The organism is uncultured Adlercreutzia sp. (assembly GCF_958431955.1).
In the GTDB taxonomy this organism is placed as follows: Bacteria; Actinomycetota; Coriobacteriia; order Coriobacteriales; family Eggerthellaceae; genus Adlercreutzia.
Map to the genome: position 1 here is coordinate 16,156 of NZ_CAUASN010000014.1, position 20,965 is coordinate 37,120.

The 20,965-nt window shown below is 65.6% G+C and carries 14 protein-coding genes; 7 read left to right on the plus strand and 7 right to left on the minus strand.

The window, feature by feature from the left end; all coding sequences use genetic code 11:
• Positions 1-178 precede the first annotated feature (178 nt).
• From Q5064_RS05910 to Q5064_RS05930, 5 genes are all read right to left on the minus strand, one after another.
• Entirely contained in the window at positions 179-2,401 is a 2,223-nt protein-coding gene (locus Q5064_RS05910; protein WP_302963008.1) for an FAD-dependent oxidoreductase, read from the minus strand.
• Between the two features lie 126 nt (positions 2,402-2,527).
• Positions 2,528-3,400 (minus strand): LysR family transcriptional regulator, encoded by an 873-nt coding sequence (locus Q5064_RS05915; RefSeq protein ID WP_302963009.1) that lies wholly within the window; start codon positions 3,398-3,400, stop codon positions 2,528-2,530.
• Positions 3,401-3,662: 262 nt separating this feature from the next.
• Positions 3,663-4,949, minus strand: coding sequence for an ATP-binding protein (locus Q5064_RS05920; RefSeq protein ID WP_302963010.1), 1,287 nt, complete (start codon positions 4,947-4,949; stop codon positions 3,663-3,665).
• Positions 4,950-5,157: 208 nt separating this feature from the next.
• Positions 5,158-7,176, minus strand: coding sequence for a LuxR C-terminal-related transcriptional regulator (locus tag Q5064_RS05925; RefSeq protein WP_302963011.1), 2,019 nt, complete (start codon positions 7,174-7,176; stop codon positions 5,158-5,160).
• A gap of 172 nt (positions 7,177-7,348) precedes the next feature.
• Positions 7,349-7,864: a hypothetical protein gene (locus tag Q5064_RS05930; protein WP_302963012.1), complete on the minus strand. Its 516-nt coding sequence runs from the start codon at positions 7,862-7,864 to the stop codon at positions 7,349-7,351.
• A gap of 239 nt (positions 7,865-8,103) precedes the next feature.
• Between Q5064_RS05930 and Q5064_RS05935 the strand changes: the two genes are divergently transcribed.
• Positions 8,104-8,934 (plus strand): hypothetical protein, encoded by an 831-nt coding sequence (locus tag Q5064_RS05935; protein WP_302963013.1) that lies wholly within the window; start codon positions 8,104-8,106, stop codon positions 8,932-8,934.
• Positions 8,935-8,937: 3 nt separating this feature from the next.
• Complete coding sequence (locus Q5064_RS05940) at positions 8,938-9,633, plus strand: molecular chaperone (RefSeq protein WP_237563853.1); 696 nt, start codon at positions 8,938-8,940, stop codon at positions 9,631-9,633.
• Positions 9,634-10,049: 416 nt separating this feature from the next.
• Here Q5064_RS05940 and Q5064_RS05945 read toward each other — a convergent pair whose 3' ends face one another.
• The gene (locus Q5064_RS05945; protein WP_302963015.1) at positions 10,050-12,005 is read right to left on the minus strand and encodes a UvrD-helicase domain-containing protein; all 1,956 of its coding nucleotides are present in this window, start codon (positions 12,003-12,005) and stop codon (positions 10,050-10,052) included.
• An 8-nt stretch (positions 12,006-12,013) separates the two neighbouring features.
• A complete protein-coding gene (locus Q5064_RS05950; protein WP_302963016.1) occupies positions 12,014-12,967 on the minus strand; it encodes a hypothetical protein in 954 nt (317 codons plus the stop codon).
• Between the two features lie 333 nt (positions 12,968-13,300).
• Here Q5064_RS05950 and Q5064_RS05955 point away from each other — a divergent pair, with 333 nt between their 5' ends.
• The 5 genes from Q5064_RS05955 to Q5064_RS05975 all read left to right on the plus strand — a co-directional run bounded on the left by Q5064_RS05955 (position 13,301) and on the right by Q5064_RS05975 (position 20,794).
• Positions 13,301-16,945, plus strand: coding sequence for a molybdopterin dinucleotide binding domain-containing protein (locus Q5064_RS05955; RefSeq protein WP_302963018.1), 3,645 nt, complete (start codon positions 13,301-13,303; stop codon positions 16,943-16,945).
• A gap of 18 nt (positions 16,946-16,963) precedes the next feature.
• Entirely contained in the window at positions 16,964-17,623 is a 660-nt protein-coding gene (locus Q5064_RS05960; protein WP_302963020.1) for a 4Fe-4S dicluster domain-containing protein, read from the plus strand.
• Positions 17,624-17,629: 6 nt separating this feature from the next.
• Positions 17,630-18,547 (plus strand): DmsC/YnfH family molybdoenzyme membrane anchor subunit, encoded by a 918-nt coding sequence (locus Q5064_RS05965; RefSeq protein ID WP_302963021.1) that lies wholly within the window; start codon positions 17,630-17,632, stop codon positions 18,545-18,547.
• Positions 18,548-19,069: 522 nt separating this feature from the next.
• On the plus strand, positions 19,070-19,795 hold the full coding sequence (locus Q5064_RS05970; protein WP_302963023.1) for a 4Fe-4S dicluster domain-containing protein: 726 nt from the start codon (positions 19,070-19,072) through the stop codon (positions 19,793-19,795).
• Between the two features lie 9 nt (positions 19,796-19,804).
• The gene (locus Q5064_RS05975; protein ID WP_302963025.1) at positions 19,805-20,794 is read left to right on the plus strand and encodes a 4Fe-4S binding protein; all 990 of its coding nucleotides are present in this window, start codon (positions 19,805-19,807) and stop codon (positions 20,792-20,794) included.
• The last annotated feature ends 171 nt before the right edge of the window (positions 20,795-20,965 follow it).

The window sequence follows — 20,965 nt, forward strand, 5'->3', positions numbered from 1 at the left end:
GATTTTCGAGGGAATCCATCGGGGATTTTCGAGGACTGTCACGGGGGATTCTCGAGCCGCCCTGCACGAGAAGCGGGCCGATCCGGTTGGGATCGGCCCGCATAAGGGAGGGTGAGATAAGGGTCCGGGAGGCTTTAAGGGGGAGACCGCCGGGCGAAAGGGGAGGGAATGGCTCCGCTTAGAGGGCGCGCCCGGCGTCGTTGCCGGCACGGACGGCCATGGCGATGTTGAAGGGGGTCGCGCAGTCGCCCACGGCGTAGGTCTCGGCGACCGACACCTGGGAGAGCAGCTCGTCGTTGGGCAGCATGTCGGCGGCATCCACGATGGCGTCGCAGGGGATGCGCACGTCGCAGTCCATGTCATCGGAGTGGATCGTGGCAACGCCGTCGGCCACCGAAGTGATGGAAGCGTGGGTGTAGGGGCGCACACCCAAGGCGTACAGGCTCGTGGTCATGAAGCGCTGGGCGTGCTGGGACTGCTGCATGTCCAGCTCGTCCACGCCGTTCGGGGTGACGATGGTCACGTTCTTCTTGTGCACCGTCATCCACAGCGCCATGTCGAAGGCCTGGGCGTTGGAGCCCCAGACGATGACGTTATCGCCCTCCAGGTTCATATAGTTCTCGATGGGCACCACGTTGCCGCCGGACACTTCCAGCGCTCCGCGCAGGCCGCCTGCGGCCAGCACGAGCGCGTCAGGCGCTTCCTGAGCCACCATGTCGGCAGTCACCTCGGTGTCGCAGCGCACATCCACGCCGGCCAGCTCGCACTGGCGCACCAGGTACTCGCGGTAGTCGTCGAGATTCTCGTGCGGGCCCTTGATCTGGGAGGCGAAGGACAGCAGGCCGCCGAGCGACCCCTTCTTCTCGCAGAGGGTTACGGAATGCCCGCGCAGTGCCGCGATACGGGCAGCCTCCATGCCGGCAGGGCCACCGCCCACGACGAGCACCTTCTTGGGCGCGGTCGCCGGCTCGAGCTCATAGGTGGCAGGGCCTCCCTCGCGCATGACGCGCTGGGTGAGGGCGTTCACGCGGCAGCAGCCCATGGCGGCGTTCATCTCGTTGCTGCCGATGTGGCAGTGGAAGCACCGCGTGCAGGGCATGATCTCGTCGGCGCGGCCCTCGGCGAGCTTGTTCACGTATTCGGGGTCCACCGTCAGGGGGCGCGTCATCATGTAGAAGTCGACCATGCCCGAGGCCAGCGCGTCCTCGAAGAAGTCGGGGGCATGGGCCGGATCCATGTAGGTCACGGCACCGCAGGGGATGGTGAGTGCCTCCTTGTAGCGCTTCACCATGTTCAGCGTCATGCCGGCGCCGCTGTGATCGCCGATGAGCTCGCCGCCGAAATGACGGCTGAAGTCGAACTGGGTGCCGAAGCCCGTGGCGCCCTCGATGCCGTTGACGATGAAGTACAGGTCGCTACCGAACTGGCAGGGATGGTTGCTCAGGGGACCGAGGCGCAGGTGCATGGAGTCGGCGCCGGCAGCTTCGAACTGCTGGGCGAGCGCAATGCCCTCGTCCACGGTGGTGGTCTTGCTGAACGGTTTGGTCAGGTCGCAGTCCATGTCCATGAGCGTGGGGTTGTTCGTGAGGTTGTCGCTCTCCTCGGCCAGGTCGATGAGCACCTGCACGACGAAATCGTCGCCGCATGCGGCTTTGATCTCCTGGATGCACTCCACCACAAAGCGGGCGCGGTTCTCGATGCTGCTGGCGCCGTACTCGTCGTCGCGGTCGTTATGGAAACGGGAGAGGAACTGCTCGCCCTGGTTGAAGCCGGCGGCGTTGATCTCGATGGCCTCGAATCCCATGGCCTTGAGCTGGGTCGCGAGGGCGGCGCCCGCGGCCTCGATGCCCTTGATGGCCTCGACGGTCAGCTCCGAGGGGGTGAGACCGAACGGCGCCCACTGGAAGCCGACGTGCGCGCCGTGGGACTTCAACTCGGCGGTGAGGTCGGTGAAGAAGTCGATGGCCTCGCCCGGCACCGCACTGCCGTCGGTGGGCATGGCGAAGGCCTCACCTTCCACCCAGATCATTCCCACGCCGCCTTGGGCGAAGTTCACGTAGTACTGGCGCAGCTCGTCAGTGTAGCCAGCCAGGTAGGTGGCACTGCCGGCAGCGCTTTTCACCACGCGGTTCTTAATCTCGAGGTTGCCGAGCTTCCAGGGCGAGAACAGGGTGGCGAAGTCGGTGGTGTTCTGACGGTAGTCGTAGTCCTGGGGGTTCACGAGAGCCTGGTAGATCACGTCGCTCTCGGTGCTGCCGGTGGCGGCCAGCTCCTCGTTCGATGCGGGAGCCTTGGCCTGGGGCGCGCAGCCGGTAAGGCCCGCTCCGGCCAATCCGGCGCCGAGGGCCGCCAGGCCGGTGCCGCGCAGGAACGAACGACGGGAGACGTTGGGTTGAGTCATGGTTTCCTCCTCCTCGATGGGCCGCCGCTCCTCCGACGGCCGCTTCCGATGGGGTCATTCAACCACGTTCACGCTGATCAGGGGAAGAATCGAAGATGTTGGAGGGTGAAACTTAGGGTTTCACCCTTAGAAAAGTGTCGCGAAGAAGGATGCCACCTGCTCCTCGGCTTCTGTGAGCTCGCGATCGAGGGTCAGCAGCTCGACGCGCCAGCGGACGTTTTCCTCTGGCACGGGAAAGACCTCGAGTCCTGCTTGGACGAAGGCGGCAACGGCGCTCTGGGGCGCCAGGGCGGCTCCTTGACCTGCGATGACCTTCTCGGTGATGAGGTCGTAATCGGTGTACTGCGTGTTCGTTTGGCGCACGAGCCCTCGCTCGGCCATGGCCCGGCCGAGTCCCAGGTCGTTCGGTCCGCGGCTGCCAGGCAGGAAGAACATGAGGGGCTCCAGATCGGCCAGCGTGCAGGAGGCGGGATCGAAGTCGATCAGGCTGTCGGCGACGGCCACGAACACGTCCTCATCGGCGACAAGCCAGCGGCGATAGGAACCTTCTTGAGGTGCGGGGCACAGGGCGAAGTTCACCTCGCCATGGTCGAGGCGGTCGAAACACTCCAGGTAGTAGTGCTTCTCGATGAAGAAGTCAATGTCGGGATGCGCGGCCTCCAAGCGGGGGAGCGTGCCGGCGGGCAGCGAGCGCAGCACGCCGTTGGCGATGGCGATGCGGATGGCGGGGCGATCGCTGTGGGCGGCTTCCGTGCAGGCGCGGCGCAGCGCATGCTCGTCGGCGACCATGCGCTGGGCGATGGGGAAGACGGCTTCGGCCGCCGCTGTCGGCGTAACACCGACCTCGCTGCGCTCGAAGAGCTTTGCTCCCAGCTCACCTTCCAGCATGCGCAGCGCCTTGCCGAGAGCCTGGCGCGACACGTAGGACCTCTCGGCGGCTTTGGCGAACGAGCGTGTCTCGTAGGCGAGGCAGAACCATTCCAGCTGGTTGATGTTCACGGTGCCCTCCCGTCTTCGCTCGACCGTGCATGCCTGACGCCATCATAGCATCGGCGCCCCTTCGGCGACCAGCCTCTTCTTAGCTGCTGGCCTCCTCGATGAGGTCGAGCATCTCCTGCTTGCTGTGCACGTCGAGTTTCCTCTGCTCGACGAGGACCTTTCCCTCGCCGCCTCGATGGGGTGCGACGAGTAAGGCGCGGGTAGCTTGCCGCGGCAGGTATATTGCACGTGTGGGCGGCGTGCTGCGGAGTGAAGGGGCCTTCTATGCCGTAAGCGAAGCGAGGGGGATGACGTAGACGCCGTCCTCCTTGCGCTGACGGGCAAAGGCCCCGGCCCCCACGATCACGGCCATGAACTCTGGTGCCTTGTTACGAGCAGCGGGGTTCATGGCCACTTTCTCTTTCAGGCGATTGAGGTTCTTGGCAGCTTCGGGAACTTTGGTCTCTCCGAGTTTTATTTCGAGCGCGGCCCACCGTCCGTCTCTGAGCTCGATGATCAGATCGACTTCCAGACCGTCTGCGTCGGCGTAGTAACTTACAGGCGCTGGTCCTGCATCGGGAATCAGGCTCGCGTAGACGGCGATGTCGTGGTAGCACAGCGATTCGAAGAGCGCTCCGAACACCTGGCCCTCTTCCAGAAGGCGCTGCGGGCCCAGCGAGAGGAGAGATGCCGCCATAGAGGGATCGTCGAGATAGCGCTTCGGCTTTGTTCTCACGCGCGAACGGGCCTTCACGGGAGCGTCCCATCCGGGAAGCTCGTCGAGGAAGTAGTTCATGGCGAAGTGCGAGAGATAGCTCGCTACGGTGTTCTCCGTGGGGGCCGTATCGCCGGCGGCGGCATCGGCGCAAAGTGTTTTCAGGGTGGCGCTTGTTCCAATGTTGCGAGCCAGGGCGAGAGCGATCTTGCGGGCAAGGAGCGGATCTTTCCCCGCTTTCCTCATACTGACATTGAATAGCAGGTCAAGGTACTCGTCGACCGTTTCCTGGGCGCGCTCAAGCGGGGCGTCCAGAAGCGCGGGCCATCCTCCGTGACAAATGGCGCGGGCGTAATCGGCAAGGGAGAAGTCCGCCGGTGCGGCGTTGAATTCTCCGCGAAAGAGGCCGGCCAGTGAGACGGCATTCGAGGAGGCGCCCTGTTCAGATAAAGTCATGGTTCGCATGCGGATTCGCGAGATGCGTCCGGCGCCGCTGTGGCGGTCCTCCTTCTCGGGCGGACAGGAAGATCCCGTCAAGATGAATTGACCCGGCTTGTTGGCCGAGTCGTCTACCGCGTGGCGCACGTGGTTCCAAATCGCCGGTACATCCTGCCACTCGTCTATGGCATGAGGCTCATCTCCCAAAAGCGCGAGATGAGGGTCCTCCCGATAGACGTCCTCGCTCTCATCGATGCGGGTAACGCTTTCGGCGAAAGCCGCTGCCGTCCATGACTTGCCCGACCACCGTGTTCCCTGTATCTCGATGGCGCCGAAGTGGCCAAGGCGCTGCTGAACGAGGCGGTCTACAAGACGCGGCCGATAGGACTTCGGACGCAGGGCGCTGTATTCGACCATAGCTGCCTTCCTGGTACTGGCGATAATAACGCTAGTATACAGGACATTCTGTGCTTATTGAAGCTACCGTTTGGGATTTTCGAGGACTTTCATTTGAGATTTTCGAGGGAATCCATTGGGGATTTTCGAGGAATACCATTTGGGATTCTCGAGCCGCCCTGCACGAGAAGCGGGCCGACCCGGTTGGGATCGGCCCGCAAAAAGCTCTCTACAGCTCCACCTCGTCGATGAGGAGGATGAGCTCCTGCTGGTTGTGCACGTTCAGCTTGCGGTAGATGTGGCGGATGTGGGTCTTCGCCGTGCCCTCGGAGATGTAGAGCTGCTGCTGGATGGAGGCCGACTTGTAGCCGCGGGCCAGGTAGTAGAGCACCTCGCTCTCGCGGCGCGACAGCAGGTAGGTGTTGGCCACAGCCTCGCAGCGCAGGCGGAAGCGGCCCATGCGGGCGCCCTCGTCGTCGGCTTCGGCCGTCTCGCCGAGCATGGTACGCCGCGCTTCGGACACGGGAGTGCCGCTTGCGGAGGCTGACGGCGTGGTGGAGGTGGCGGCCGTAGGACTCGCCGGCATCGCAGCGGCGGCCGAGGGGTCGGCGGAAGTGGGAGCGGCGGGGTTCGCGACGGCGACGCTTGCGCTTGCCCCGGGAGCCCCGCCTGTGCTCGGGGTTGCGGGAGATGCCGGGGTGGCGGAGACGCCGATGCCTGCCGCACTCGCAGTGGCCGGTGCAACGCCGGTGCCGCTGGCAGCCGACTGAGTATCGGGGCCGGCGTTCTCGGCACCGACGTTTCCCGCGATCGCCTGCGGCTCGCGGGCGGCACCTTCCCCGCCCTGTGAGCCTTCCCCGGCGGCTCCCGCCGGCGCCGATGCGTGCGACGCCATGCCGCCCGCTTCCGCCGTCGAACCGCCTTCTGAGGCCGCGTCTTCGGCCCGGTCGGCGAAGTTCGCCACCACGAGCGGCGTGCCCGGCGTGCGGGCGGCCAGCTTCACGCAGGGAGCCGTGGACACGATGGTCATCATCTCACGCTCCTCGGGCAGAAGGGCGTAGGCCACCATCATGGCCACGATCACCAGAATCACAAGCCCCGTCTCGCCCATGGCCGGAATGCCGGGCAAAGCGGCGCTCGCCACAGGCAGAAGCGATCCGCCGAGGGCCGCCAGGGCCATCACGCCGCGGCCGAGGCCGAACACGAAGATGGGCGACAGGCGGAAGCGCTGCGAGAGCTCGGCGAAGAAGATCCACATGAGCGCCTCGAAGGTCATGTACCCGATGAGCACCACCGAGGTGGTGAGCACCGAATCGCTTCCGGCCGACACGGGGATGAACACGGCCGTCACGGCGATGAAGGGAATGAGCGGCCGGAAGAAGGTATGCCAGCGCTCGTTGCCGCCGAGGGCCAGAAACGTCACCATGATGAGCACCATGGCGCAGCAGGCGGTGACGAACAGGATGGCCTGGTCCTCGAAGCCGGCGCCGGGCAGCACCGTCTCGATGGAGGTCTGGCGCAGCACGCCCAAGGCCACGCCGAGGAAGAACACCGGCAGCCCGAAGCGGAACACGAAGCGCGCCTGGTTGATGGGCAGCGGATTGAAGATGAGCCGGCGGTTGTCGAAATCGAGGCTCACGTGGGAGCGCAGTACGAGCAGCAGCGCCACCTCGGCCACGGGAATGAGCGCGCTCGCAACGGCACCCACGGGGAAGGGCAGCTGGTGCAGCACCACGCCGTAGATGCCGAAGCCGATGGCGATGGACAGCGCCCCGTTGATGACGATGGAGGCCGAGTCGCGCCGCGCGAAGGCGATACCCCAGGCGATGAGCAGCACCGAGGAGCCGGCGCCCGTGAGCACGCCCGAGGCGATCTGGGTCATCTCGGTGTTCCAGCCGGCCGAGGCGGGCAGAAGCAGAAGCAGCGTGCCCACGGTGCCGAGGGCCGCCGCGCCCACGAGGGTGGGGGTGGCGTGGAAGAAGCGGATGAGCTTGGTGTCCAGCGCGCTCGTGATGAGCAGCAGCATGCCGTACACGAGGATGGACATGAAGTAGGCGAGGGACAGCTCCTCGTTTAAGGGGCTCACTTCCAGCGGAGCCGTGCCGAAGATGCCGCCCTTGTCGAACATGGAGCTGTAGATCCAGGCCTGGTGCAGTCCGTAGCCGAGCGAGATAAGGCTCAACTCGCCGAACGAGGCCTCCTTGCCGAAGTCGATGCTGATGGTGACGCGCGGTACGTGAAAGCCCATGATCCCCCTTGGCGCCGGTTCCCCTGTCGTCTCTTCTCGTCTTCTTAACACTGAGTCAGCGGATTATAGAATCGCGCGCTGGCCAGCGTCAAGTTCTCCGCGCGCCTTATCGGCCCGCGAAAAGGGGGGAGGGCCGCCGCTGGTCGACGACGGCCCTCCCGAAGGTGGCGACCTACTTGGTCACCGTGATCACCACGTTGTCGTAGCGATCGACGACGGTGCTGCCGTCGCCCTTCGATGCGGCGGTGTAGGCCTCGCTCACGTTCTGAGACGTGGCGGCGTAGGCGCCCTCCGCATCCTTGTAGGCCTGAACCTCCCCGGTCGGATACACGGCAACCGTGTAGTTGTAACCGTTGGCCGCGAGGTACTCGGCGACAGACTGGACGTCATAGTTGTGGATGGCGTCCAGACCGGCCTGGTTCTCGCTGGAGATGATGCCCTCGTCGAGGACAACATCGGCCGTGCTGCCCGCCGGAACGAACATCAGGTCGGAGTGCACGTCGCCCCCCACGGCGGTCTCGTCGACCACCATGAAGACCTCGTAGGCACCCAGGCCCTGCGATCCGTCCGACACGCCGTCGTCGTGCACATGGTAGAAACCATAGGCCGGGACGGCGATCAGGGCCGCACAGAGGCTGGCCATAACCGCGATGGCAAGAGTCTTCTTGCCGAATGCTGCGTTGGTCATAAGTGCTCCCTAAAACTCGGTAGCCCCGCAGTTTCGCAACGCACCCCCATTATGGCGCGCCCGCGGGAAACGTCAAGGTGAAAAGGGCCTCTGTCGTGCGGAATCATCCTCGTCCGCTTCGCAAATCATCACGAGAGGATGATGCCGTGACCTCCAGATACGACCTGGCCGTATGAAGATGCGCCCGGCTGTCTTCCTACAATAGATGGCGAAGAGGATAGAAGAAAGGAAGGTGCCCCATGGCATATTCTGCAGCGAAGACGGCGGGGGAGGACACCCTCGACCTGCTCGCCTTCGACGACGAGTTCGACCCCCTGGCGGTGGACGACTCGGTCATCGACCAAGAGTGGATGGACGACGAGAACCCCTACGACACCATCGACTACCCCACCATGCGCAACATGCCCGAGACGGTGCATCACGATCCGGTGTACTCGCCGGAGCGCCAGGGAAGCGCCCGGGCGGCCCTGCAGGCGCTCATCGTGCGCAATCCCAACCGCCGGCCGGTGCTGCTGAACATCATCGGCCTGTGCGAGGGCGGCTGCGCCTCCAGCATCATTTCCGAGCGCGTGGAAAAGTGGCAGCGCGATAACTGGTCGGTGTACGCCCCCATGACGCTCTGCCGCATGCTGGAGCGGGCCGGCGCGCTCACGCTGGAGATGCCCGAGACCGCTGAGGAGCAGGAGAACGCTGAAGAGGGCGTAAGCTATCTGGAGATCAAGGAGACGGTGGATCCCATCTGGCACGCCACCGCCGATGCGCTGGAGCTGCGCGCGGAGTACATGAGCGGCGCCCAGTTCCGCGCCATCGTGCTGGACTCCGACGAGTCCCGCTACGCCGAGGTGTACGAGCGCGTGATGGACGCGCTGGCCGAGGCGCCCCGCCAGCTTACGGCCATCGAGGAGCTGACCGACACCATGGACATCACGAAGTCGCCGCGGCGTTTCGGCCAGCATTTCGTAGACATTCTGGAGGCGACCGACTGCATTTTGTGGGGCGAGGGCGCCTGGAACCTGACCGATCTGGGACGCGCGATGCTCGCTGAGCTGAAGGCGCGCAAGGAGGCGTAGATCATGGCTGTGATGGAAGACGTGAAGACGACCGAGGACGTGGACCTCGTCGAGTTGATGAACACCCGCGCCCGCTCTTACGGGATGCTCGCCCGTCTGTTCCGCGAGGAAGTGGACCTGGCGACCCTGCGCGAGCTGCAGGGCATGCGCTTTCCCCAGGCCACGGGCAACGCTGCTGTGGACGAGGGCTACCACCAGCTGTACGACTACCTGAAGCGCGCCTGGGACGACTCGGTGACGGAGCTTGCTGTGGACTACGTGAGCACCTTCATCGGCCACGGCGTGAACGGCTACTCGGCGGCCTACCCCTACGAGAGCGTGTACACTTCCGAGCGCCGTCTGCTCATGCAGGAGGCCCGCGCCGAGGTGCTCGCCACGCTGCGCGAGAACGAGCTGAAGCGCGGCGACTGGAACGAGGCCGAGGACCACATCGCCTTGGAGCTCGAGTTCATGCAGCGCATGGCCCTGCGCGCCGCCGAGGCCCTGGCTGAAGACGCCGAGGACGAGGCCGTGGCCTATCTGCGCACCTCCTACGATTTCCTGGAGAACCACCTCATCAACTGGGTTCCCATGATGGTGACCGACATGCGCATGCACGCCCGCACCCTGTTCTACCAGGGCTTGGGCCAGCTGACGTTGGGCACGATCCAGGAAGACGAGGCCGTCCTGCGCGAGCTTCTGGACTCCGTGGAGGCCTAGCTCTTTTTTACCAACCCCCTCTTCCCCCTCCTTTCGAGTCGACCCCGCCTCCCCCTTACGCGGGGTCGACGCATGTCTGCGCGCGTATGCAGTTGCTGTGCGGTTGACATCTGCCGAAACCAGAGTCGGTGCCCACGGAGCCTCCCTGAAGGCGCTCGGCGCGCTTATGTGCGCTCAAATGGCTTAGAAATCACGGTTTTGTTACCGATTTCGGCAAAATAAGGCGGTTCCGTAATACGCGAGGGCCTGTTTTCCCAGATGGCGTATTACAAGATGCGCCTTAAAGGGCTGTGGCGGTAACAAAACCGTGATTTTCAAGCCAGAAAACGTGTTTTAGGCAAAACGGGCGCCTGGCGCAATAAGAGGAGCCCCGATTTCCGGGGCTCCTCTGTGTAAGCGGATATGTTTCCGCGTGGCTAGTCGATGCCCATGTCGGCGAGGAGGGCCTGGCCGCCCAAGGTGATGGGGGCTGACACGGCGGCTTCCTCCAAGAAACAGGTGGGACGCAGGGTGGCCACACGCTCGCCGGATTCCATGCGCACGCGGGAGACCTGCATCTTCGTGCGCTCGGCCAGTTCGAGCGGGGCCTTGCTGAAGGTGGAGAACATCAGCGCGTCGCTCGCCTTGCCGGCTGCGGCGGCGAAGGCGCGTCGGTCGGTCTCGCGCACGCGGGCGCGGTCGGCGTCGGTGGAGACCACCTCGAAGGCGTCGCGGGCCGGCACGAACCCGTCCACGCAGCCCACGGCGTACACGGCGCGGTAGGAGCAGCCGCACATCTGCTCGTAGGAGCTCACGCGCACCGCCCGGGGGTTGTCCTCGTGCACCGGGGCGAACTGGGTGGCGCGGGCTGCAGCGTACAAAGCCGCCGCATTCTCGTCGCCCACGATGCGCTCGGCCAGGGCTGCGAAGTCGCGCAGGTCGGCGGCGCCCACGGCCGCGAGCAGCCCGTGGCCGCCACGGGCGCGGTTGGCCTCGATGAGCGCGCGACCGGCATCGTAGCGCTCGGCCAGGCGCTCGGCGCGGGGGTAGGGCTCCGCCTCGCCGGCGGCCCGGGCGGCGCTGGCGGCGTCCAGAGCGTCGAAGATGGTGGCGTTGTGCTCGTCGCACCATTCCAGCAGGAACTTCCAGCCGTCGGAGAGCGTGAGGTAGTTCCCGTATCCGAGCCAGGCGCGCCAGGCGAACAGGTCCTCCGGATCGGCGATAAGGTTCAACGCCGTGTAGGCCACAAGGGCTTTGGCGCGGCTCATCTCGCGGGGGTCGCCGGCTAGACGCTCGAAGCCCAGAGACGACACGGCGAAGCCGCGCTTCACGAGCATCTGCGAGAAGGCGTGGGCCCACTGCTTGTTGGGGGCCACGATGCACGTCTCGGCCTGGATGGCCTCGGGATTCTCGGCGTTCACGGCGAACAGGTAGCGCGTGAGACCGTTGAACTCCTCGTCGGGGGTGTTCCACTTCACCGTGGCGATGTCGCGGATCTCGCCCGCGCGCTCATCGGCGGCAAGGGCGTCCTCGTTGCCAGCGCGCACCACGGCATCGCAGAAGCCCGTGATGTCGGGGTTGCCGAAGGCGGTTTCCAGGGCGAACACCTCCACGCCGCGGCGCAGCGTGTCGAAGGTGACAAAGCCCTCGGGCGCGGGGAAGTCGGTGGCCACGGCCACGGCCTCGTCGGGGTTGCCGGCCACGATCACCTGGTCGCGGGCGAGCAGGCACAGGCAGGTCTGCTGGGCGGCCGAGAGGTTCTGGAAGTCGTCGGCGAGCACGTGGGCGAAGCGCTGGCGCGCCTTGGCTCCCGCATCGCTTTGCAGGTAGCGGCTGCAGAGGTAGGCTACCTCGTCTTCCAGCATGGCGTTCGTGCGGGTGAGCAGGCGCCGGGTCAGATCGAGCGTCTCCCGCTCCTCGCCGGGCACGATCCACTCCTCCTCGGGCGCGCCGGCGCACCACTGCTCCTGGAAGTGGCGCAGCAGCGAGCGCAGGCGCCGGGCCGGGGTGCCCAGCGTCTTCATGTCCTCCAGGAAGAAGTTGTACTCGAAAGGCGCCAGCACGCGCGGCGTGCGCCCGGTGGCCGCGCGGGCCTCGGGCGCATCGAGCACGGCCAGGCACACCTCGCGGGCGCAGGTCACGTTCGCGCGGGCCGCAAGTTCTGCCGCGTCGGCCTTGCCAGCAACGGCGAGGGCCTCGGCCAGCCGGCGGCGCGCCACGCGGGCCGCCTCGGCGGTGGAGGTGCACAGCAGGATGTCCTCGGGCGCGCACCCGCCAGCCACCAACGTGGCGGCGCGGCGCACCAAAGCCTCGGTCTTGCCGGAGCGCACGGGCCCGGCGATCTTGGCGATGCGGCCGTTGAAGGCCGCGATCTCGGCGATCACGTCGGTCATGGCGCCTCCTACTCGGCCAGGACGCCGCAGGTGGCGTCGAAATCGCGGGTGGTGCCGTCGGCGTAGACGACCGTCCACTGGTCGAAGGCGATGGGGAAGTCGGCCTCGGGCAGGGCGTACTTCTTCTGGATGTCCTCGCCCAGATGGGCCTCCTCGGCGATGCGCTCGGCCACGATCTGCTCGGGGGTCTTCTCGAGCTCGCCGCGCTCGGCAGCCTCCAGGTCGCGGGCGATGCGGGCCTGCACCACGATGTCGGCGGCCTCCTCGGCCTCGCGGGCCGCTTCCTCGGCCTCGGCCACCAGGGTCGGCGACGCCATGAACGCCGCCGCAGCGGCCTCCTCGGCCGCGGCCGTCTCAGCCGCTGCGGTCTCCTCGGCGGCCCGGGCGGCCTCTTCCTCGGCCACTTTGCGGGCCGCGAGCGCCGCCATGCCGGCGACGTGCTGCTGCTCGTAAGACGCGTCGGAGGGCAGCTGCACGGCCACGACGTTCTCGCCGAGGGCGCCCTCGTTCAGGGCCGTGCGCACGCGGGTCACCCACACGCTGTCGGCCGGGTCGATGCCGCAGGAGGAATCCAGGCGCAGGCGCACCATAAGGCGGCCGCCCTGCAATTCCACTTCCAGCCACGTGAAGGTAAGCTCGTCGCGGCCCTCCTCGCGCTGGCGGCGGTTGAAGATCTTCATCTGGTTCTCAACAGCATGCACCTGATTCAGCAGCCAGTGCTCGATGGAGTCGTTCCACAGCTCATCGGCGCCCTCGGCCGCAGAGTCCAGATACTCGCGCGCTCCCACGCGCACCATCATGCGGATGGCGTTGACCGGCGTGTCCTCGGTCGCCGGGTGCGTGCGCACCACCGGCGTTCCCAAATAAGAGTAGCAGCGGTCGATTTCCAGGCGCAGATCGTTGTCCACGAGGCGCTCGTCCAGATCGAGCAGCAACGCCATGGAGGGATGGGGCTTAGCCATCGGGGGTCTCCTTTCCTGTTGGCAGCCGGCGGGTGCCCAAGCTGCCGCCTATCCTCTTCGCCGACCAGTATAGGAGGGGCACGAACAGGGAAATCATCCCGAAAAGATGAGCTTGCGGATGATTGCGCGGGCCCGAATCGGCCTGCTCTTATGATTGCGAAACGTAACGGCTCCGTATCATTTCCCACCGTTGGGCAACAAAACATCGGCAGCTTGCCGACGGCCGCGGCGGACGCCTCTCCCCTCCATCCAAGAGGCGCACCGCCCAAGGCCCCGCCGGCGGCTCCCGGTGTTTTGTTGAAAGCTATCTACTCTAAGAGAGAGGAGGGACCCATGGCTAAACTTTCACTGACTCGTCGCAGCTTCCTGAAGGCCGCCGCCGTCACGGGCGCTGCGAGCACCTTGAGCTTTGCCGCCGCTCCGTCTGCGGCTTTGGCCGAGGGCGTCGACGAATCAGCTGGTGAGGTCAAGCGCATCCGTTCCTGCTGCCGCGCATGCGGTAAGTGCGAATGCGGTGTGTGGGTCACCGTGCAGGACAACAAGGTCATCAAGGTTGAAGGTGACGAGTCCAACGCGCACAGCCGCGGACATTGCTGCGCCAAGTCGCAGTCGTCCATGCTGGCTCTGTACCATCCCGATCGCCTGCGCTACACCATGAAGCGCACCAACCCCAAGGGCGAGGACGATCCGGGCTGGGTCCGCGTGAACTTCGCGGAGGCCATGGACGAGGTGGGTGCCAAGTACAACGAGATCATCTCGAAGTACGGCGGCAAGGCCATCTTCTCCATGGGCGGTACCTCGCGTGTGTGGGCGCAGCCGCCCTACGGCACGCTGAAGTCCGTCTTCGGCACCCACAACTTCCACTCGGCCTACGAGATCTGCAAGGGCCCCCGCCACTTCGGCGGCGTGCTCACCGATGAGAAGGGCTCGCCCTGGATGGAAGTGGAGCAAGGCCCGATCGTGTACGTGCAGTGGGGCACCGCGTCGGAGTACTCGAACTACGACTCCACCAACCGTACCGTCGTCGACTGCTCGCAGCGCGCCTACAAGCACATCCTCGTCGACCCGCGCATGAGCCCGCTCGGCAAGGAGGCCGACATCTGGCTGCCCATCCGCGTCGGCACCGACCTGGCGCTGTCGCTGGGCTGGCTGAAGTGGATCGTGGACAACGACGCCTACGACAAGAACTTCGTGAAGCGCTGGTCCAACGGCCCGTTCCTGTACAACCCCGAGGCCAACGGCAAGACCTACAAGGGCTACTTCCTGGAGATGAACGGCGGCATCCACATGACGAGCCGTCTCATCACCGAGGCCGATCTCGACCGCGAGTGGGTTTCCCAGTTCTGGGAGCCGGCGCCGGAGCAGTACTCCTACCGCCGCTTCATCTGCTGGGACGCCGCCAACGAGAAGCCGACCTACTGGGACGCCGAGGAATGCCAGTGGGAGGGCGAGAAGCACAAGATCCCGACCACCGGTACCTGGATCGAGCACCCCTACAAGCCCATCATCGCCGATGCGTGGCTGCCCGACCCCTCCAAGTTCGCCGACCCGGCCGACCCGGCCTACGACGCCTACTGGACCGGCGAGGGCAACGAGAAGGGCGCCAAGTCCAACCCGAAGGGCCTGCCGAAGGATCCCGAGCTGTGGCCTGACGGCGTGCAGCTGAAGCTGAAGAGCGGCGCCATGGTCGAGGCCAAGTCCGTGTGGCAGGAGTGGGAGCACAACCTGGAGGAGTACACCCTCGAGCGCGTCTCCGAGATCACCGAGGTGCCCGCCGATAAGATCGAGGAGGCGGTGCGCACCTACACCACGCGCCTGAACCCGCTCCACGGCAACGGCGGCATCCACTACCAGCTGGCTCCCGACCAGACCGGCCATGCCGTGCAGAACACCCGCGCCCTGCAGCTCATCGCCTGCCTGACCGGCAACTCCGACGAGCCCGCCGGCAACCGCGGCTCCTCCAAGGCCCAGGTGGACGGCTGCTGCGGCCGCGCCAACATGATCGTGACCGATCACGAGCCCGTTGACTGGGGTATCCGCGAGGGCATCGGCACCATGGAGCTCGGCAACACGCCGCGCGACCTGTCCATCGAGGACCAGATTCCGCTGATCCAGAACTTCGTGAAGTATCTGCAGGACGAGAACTCCCCGCTCATGGAGCGCTACGGCAACCACATCCCCACCGATGAGGAAGCCCGCATCATCGCCATGCGCAAGGGCGGCGACTACAAGGGCTCCCGCGCCTTCCCGGGCGTGAAGACCCCGTTCGAGACCAACGCCGACCAGATCTCCGCCGAGCGCTTCCCGCTGCTGCGCTTCTGGAACTCCTGGACCGACGCCTCCTCCATCTGGGACGCCATCCGCGAGATCGACTCCCCCTACAAGCTCTACGGCGGCATCTGCATGTCCGGCGACTTCATGAACCAGTCGAACCTGCTCGAGGCGTGGGACGCGCTGACGCAGCTCGACTTCTGGGTGGACATCAACCTGTGGTCCTGCCCGAACAACGGCACTGCCGACTACGTGTTCCCCTGCACCCACTGGCTGGAGACCAACACCGGCCGCGTGTCCCAGGGCGCCGGCGGCATCTTCGGCGCGGGCCAACGCTGCGTGGAGCCCATCGGTGATGTGGTCTTCGACCCGACCTTCGTGGTGTGCCTGCACAAGTCCATGGGCGTGCCGTTCAACGACCGCGACCCCGAGTACGACGAGTGGCTGAACCTCGACTACCATGACTTTATCCAGGCCGGCGGCTCTGTGGGCTACGACGAGCAGGAGTACCGCGTGCTCAAGGACGCCACCGACTGGTGGAAGACCGAGGAGTTCCCGGACGGCCCCGACTTCCCGCAGTACGCGGCGAAGTTCCAGGAAGAGGGCTGGTTCGACTGCCGTAAGTGGCATCCCGAGCGCTGGGGCACCTACCGTCGCTGGGAGATGGGCTACCGTCGCCAGCAGGCCGGCTACAACCTGTACGCCGCCGTGGACGAGAAGTGCGCCTTCGGCACCCCCACCGGCAAGGTGGAGATCTGGTCGACCATCTGCGAGTCCTACATCGGCGATACCGTGACCGAGTCCTATGTGCTTGAGACCCCGGGCACTACGGTGAAGGTGGGCGACAAGACCCCGTACTTCGCCGACGTGTGCTCGCCCGATCGCGACGCCTATGCCGGCGACATTCCGGACATCGACAAGTTCCCGCACTGGTTCGAGCCGAAGAACTCCCGCGTGCAGGCACCCGAGTGGTACGACGCCAACCTGGTGGACGGCGCTTCCTACAACAGCGAGAGCTACCTGAACAAGCCCTACCACCTCATCGAAGGCGTGGGCACCGGTCAGGCCACCGACAACGGCGACACCGACAACCTCGAGGCCTACAAGAAGGCCGTGAAGGAGAACCCGGAGGCCACCTTCATCTGCACCTCCGGCGCTCGCCAGCCCGTGTACTTCCACTCCGAGCACCGTCAGCTGCCCTGGTGCCGCGAGCTGTGGCCGTCCCCGCGCTTCGAGATGAACCCGAACGACGCGGCGCGCCTCGGCATCGAGCAGGGCGACTGGATCTGGGTCCGCACGCCGTGGGGCGCCATCCGCGAGGTGGCCGACCTGTACTACGGCATCAAGGAAGGCACCACCAACGCCAACCACGCCTGGTGGTACCCCGAGATGGACCACGCCGCCCACGGCTTCGAGCTCGTCGGCATCAACTGCACCATGGACAAGTACGCCCAGTGCTGGATCTGCGGTGCGTCCCAGCTGCGCGGCAACCCGATGGTCGTCTACAAGGCCACCGAGGAGAACTCGCCGTTCGGCAACCCGGTGCCGTGCGACCCGTGGGGCAACGAGGCCATCACGAACGCCAACGACCCGCGTCTGAAGGAATGGCTGGCCAACGACCCGCGTCTGGACGACTCGAAGGTGGAGCTCACCTACGCGAAGTCCGATGCTCAGGGCCTGCAGACGATCAGCCTTGTCAAGGAATAAAGGAAGGAGGTAGAAGCTATGTCCAACTACGCAATCATCACGGACCTGAACCGCTGCACCGGCTGCCTTGCCTGCACCGTTGCCTGCAAGGCCATCAACGGCGTCGACGTGGGCAATTTCTGGATCAAGACCCTGCGCGTCGGCCCGCATCCCATCGAGGGCGGCTCCGGTACCTACCCGGACGTGGAGATGTACTTCCTCCCCGTCCAGTGCCAGCACTGCGAGAACCCCGAGTGCGTGAAGGTGTGCCCGACCGAGGCGTCCCATGTGGCCGAGGACGGCACCATCCAGATCGACAAGGACAAGTGCATCGGCTGCCAGTTCTGCGCCATGGCCTGCCCCTACGGCGTGCGCTACCTGAACGAGGAGGAGCGCGTCGTGGAGAAGTGCACGCTGTGCGAGCAGCGCATCTCCCAGGGCGATCTGCCCCAGTGCGTGGCCCAGTGCGGCGCCCGCGCCCGCTTCTTCGGCGATCTGGACCAGGGTGTGGCGAACTTCGAGGCGCCGGCCCATCCCGACAGCCCGGGCTGCCAGTACGACGAGATGACCAAGACCCGCGTCAAGCTCAAGGACTACGTGGAAGCCTTTACCGAAAACGATATTCACCATCTCACCAACAAGGGCAACGATCCCAAGATCATGTACCTGCTGCGTGAGGGCCGCAAGTGGAGGGAGTAACTACCAATGGAAATTCAGTGGCCCCTTATTCTCTTCACGTTCTTTAACTGCCTGGCCAGCGGCATCTTCCTCACCCAGGGCATCCTGACCCTGGCAGGCAAGGGCAAGGCCATGCAGCTGGCGTCCTGCGTGAGCGCCATCGTGGCTTTGGCCGTGGGCGGCCTGGCGGTGTTCTTCCACCTGGAGAACCCCCTGCGCATGCTGAACGGCTTCGGCCACATCACCTCGGGCATTACCATCGAGCTGATCTTCGTGATCATCTTCGGTATCGCCGTGGTGCTGTACTTCCTCATGATGCGCCGCTCCGAGGAGGGCGTGGCCCCCAAGTGGTGCGCCATCCTGGCCATCGTGGTGTCCGTGGCCCTGCCGTTCGCGACGGGCGACTCCTACCTCATGGCCGCCATCCCGGTGTGGGACACCATGCTTCTGCCCGTGTACTACGTGGCCGCCACGGTGATGCTCGGCGGTATCGCCGCCATGATCATCGCCGGTGCCGTGAAGTGCGAGGACGCCGTGAAGCTGTCGAGCACCATCGGGTTCATCGGCACGGTGTGCGTGGCCATCGTGACCGTGGTGTACGCCGTGGCCATCTCCGGCATGGGCGAGCACTACACCGAGATGCAGTACTACTTCGACCCGACGCTGCCCGACGTGCCCATGCGCGGTGCTGAGGAGGCCGTCACCGGCGCCATCATGACCGGCCAGCATGCGCTCGCCTTCTGGCTCGGCTCCATCGTGATCGGCTGCGCGGTGCCTGCCGTGGTCACCTTCCTGGCCATGACCGGCAAGGTGCCCGCCGACAAGGTGCTCGTGGCCGCCGTGATCGCGCTCGTGTGCGCCGTGATCGGCACCATCGTGTGGCGCGTGCTGCTTTACGAGGTAGCCGTGAACGCCCTCATCCAGTTCCAGTGGGGCGTGAACTAGCGTGAACGCGGGGAGCCGTCCCGTCTCTGGTCGGTCGGCGCGGCTCCCTTTTTGAACGAACGAGAGGCGGGGCGGCTCAACGTAACGGATGAGCCCCGCAGGCGACGCAAGTGGGTCGCCCCGCCTGCTTCGAGCACCCAGGTGCGTGTGCTGGTGCGAGCGCGCGGATAGCGGTCGGCCGGACGGCCCTGGTGGTTCGGGCGAGCGCGCGGGCGCGGGCTGCGGGTGGCCGATCCTGACAGCCGGGTGGCCTGAGCGGGCCGGACGGCCCTGGTGGTTCGGGCGGTCTGGAGTGGCTTGGAAATGACGGTTTTGTTACCGAGCCCCTCGCTTCGCGAGAAAAATCGCGCGAAATGGCTTGAAAAGGACGGTTTTGTTACGTTTCGACGGGAAAAATCGGGTTCGATGAACTGATCCGAAGAGTTTTCCCAGGTCGGCGAGAGACGATGAAGTTCAATTTCGTCGCCAGCGTCACAAAACCGTGATTTTGAAGCCATTTAAGCGGAATGAAGAGGAGAAGCTATGGCTGAAGAGGAGAAGAAGGAAGGCGCCGCCGAGGCCCCGACGTTGGAGAGCGTTGATGCGGCAGCGGCCAAGCGCGAGGAGCGCGGCGGCATCACGCGCCGCGGCCTGTTCATCGGCGCGGGGTCCACGGTGGCCCTGCTGGGCCTGGGCGCCTTGCGCTATGCGGGCCACAACCCGCTGAACCGCCCGCCCGGAGGAACCGACGAGGCGCATCTCGTGTCCGGCTGCATCCGCTGCGAGCGCTGCTACGAGGCCTGCCCGCGCAACGTTATCGTGCCGGCGAAGATCGAGGACGGCCTGCTCGGCATGCGCAGCCCCATGCTCGACTTCAACACGGGTCACTACTGCGACTTCTGCTACGAGGAGAACGGCGGCGTGCCCCTGTGCGTGTCGGTGTGCCCCACTGACGCCCTGGAACTTCCCGCCGACTACACCGTGGGTAATCCCGAGACCGCCGAGACCGGCGACATCATCATCGGCACCGCCGAGATCGATCCGCGTACGTGTCTGGCCTACCGCCTGACCGGCTGCCGCGACTGCTACGACGCCTGCAAGTACGGCGCCATCGAGCTGAAGGACGAGGGCGGCGCGAATCCCATTCCCTACGTCATCGAGGACCGCTGCAACGGTTGCGGCGCCTGCCAGGCCGTGTGCCTGTCGCTGTCCTCGGGCTCCATCAAGTCCAACGAGCGCGCCATCGTGGTGCGTCCCATCGAGGCCTAGGGGGCACCTATGAAGACCAAGAACCTCCGCACCATCATCGCCGCTGCCGCGTTCGCCGTCATGGCCGGCGGCCTCATTGCCGGCGTGAGCACCGGCACCCTGTCCGGCTTCGGCTGGGATACCATCGCCGCGCTGTGCCCCCTGGGCGCGCTCGGCACTATGATCGCCACGAAGACCATGATCCCGCGCGCGGTGATCTCGCTCGTCATCATGGCGGCCCTCGTGCTTCTGGTGGGTCGCGCCTTCTGCTCGTGGCTGTGCCCGACCACGCTCATCTACCGCATTCGCGACTACTTCCGCGCGCCTAAGAAGCGCCGCGCTCTGGCCGAGCAGAAGAATGCCGAGATCAAGGCCATCTCGCAGCAGGAGCTGGAGAGCCTGAAGCTCGCGAAGGACGGTGCGGATGCCAAGGGCCACGCCTGCGGCGCCTGCGGGAAGTGCCAGCCGGTGAAGCACGGCAAGCTGGACTCGCGCCATGCGGTGCTCGGCGGGGCGCTGCTCTCCACGGCCATCTTCGGGTTCCCGGTATTCTGCCTGGTGTGCCCGGTGGGCCTCACCTTCGCCACGGTGCTCGTGCTGTGGCGCGCCTTCTCGGCGGGTGATGCCACCATCGGCATCATCCTCATTCCGGCCCTGCTCATCGTGGAGCTCGTGTTTCTGAGGAAGTGGTGCACGCGCTTCTGTCCGCTGTCGGCGCTCATGAACCTGGTGGGCCGCTTCTCGCGCACCTTCGTGCCGGTCATCAACGACGAGAAGTGCCTCGAGACGGCCAAGGGCGCCTCGTGCAGCAAGTGCGCCGAGGTGTGCGAGTTCGACATTAACCTGCGCCACCCCGAGTTCGGCGAGCTGACGATGGCCGACTGCACCCGCTGCCGCGCCTGCGTGGATGCCTGCCCCACCAAGGCCATCACCATGCCGGTGTTCGCACCGTCGAAGAAGAAGGGCACGGTGGAGGTGTTGGAACCGACCCTGGAGGATTTGGAGCCGAAGCTGGACTAGACGTCTGCTTGCCGCCGGGCCCCGGCGCCCGTGGCCGCCGCCCGCTGCGCGCTTATCCCCTTCCGAACGCGGCAGAAGAAGCAGAGGGGATGACGCACATCGGTCGGTACTATCCCTGTATCGCTGATGCTGAAGTGGAATCTGCTTCTTAGGGGCCGCGTTCTCCAGGGG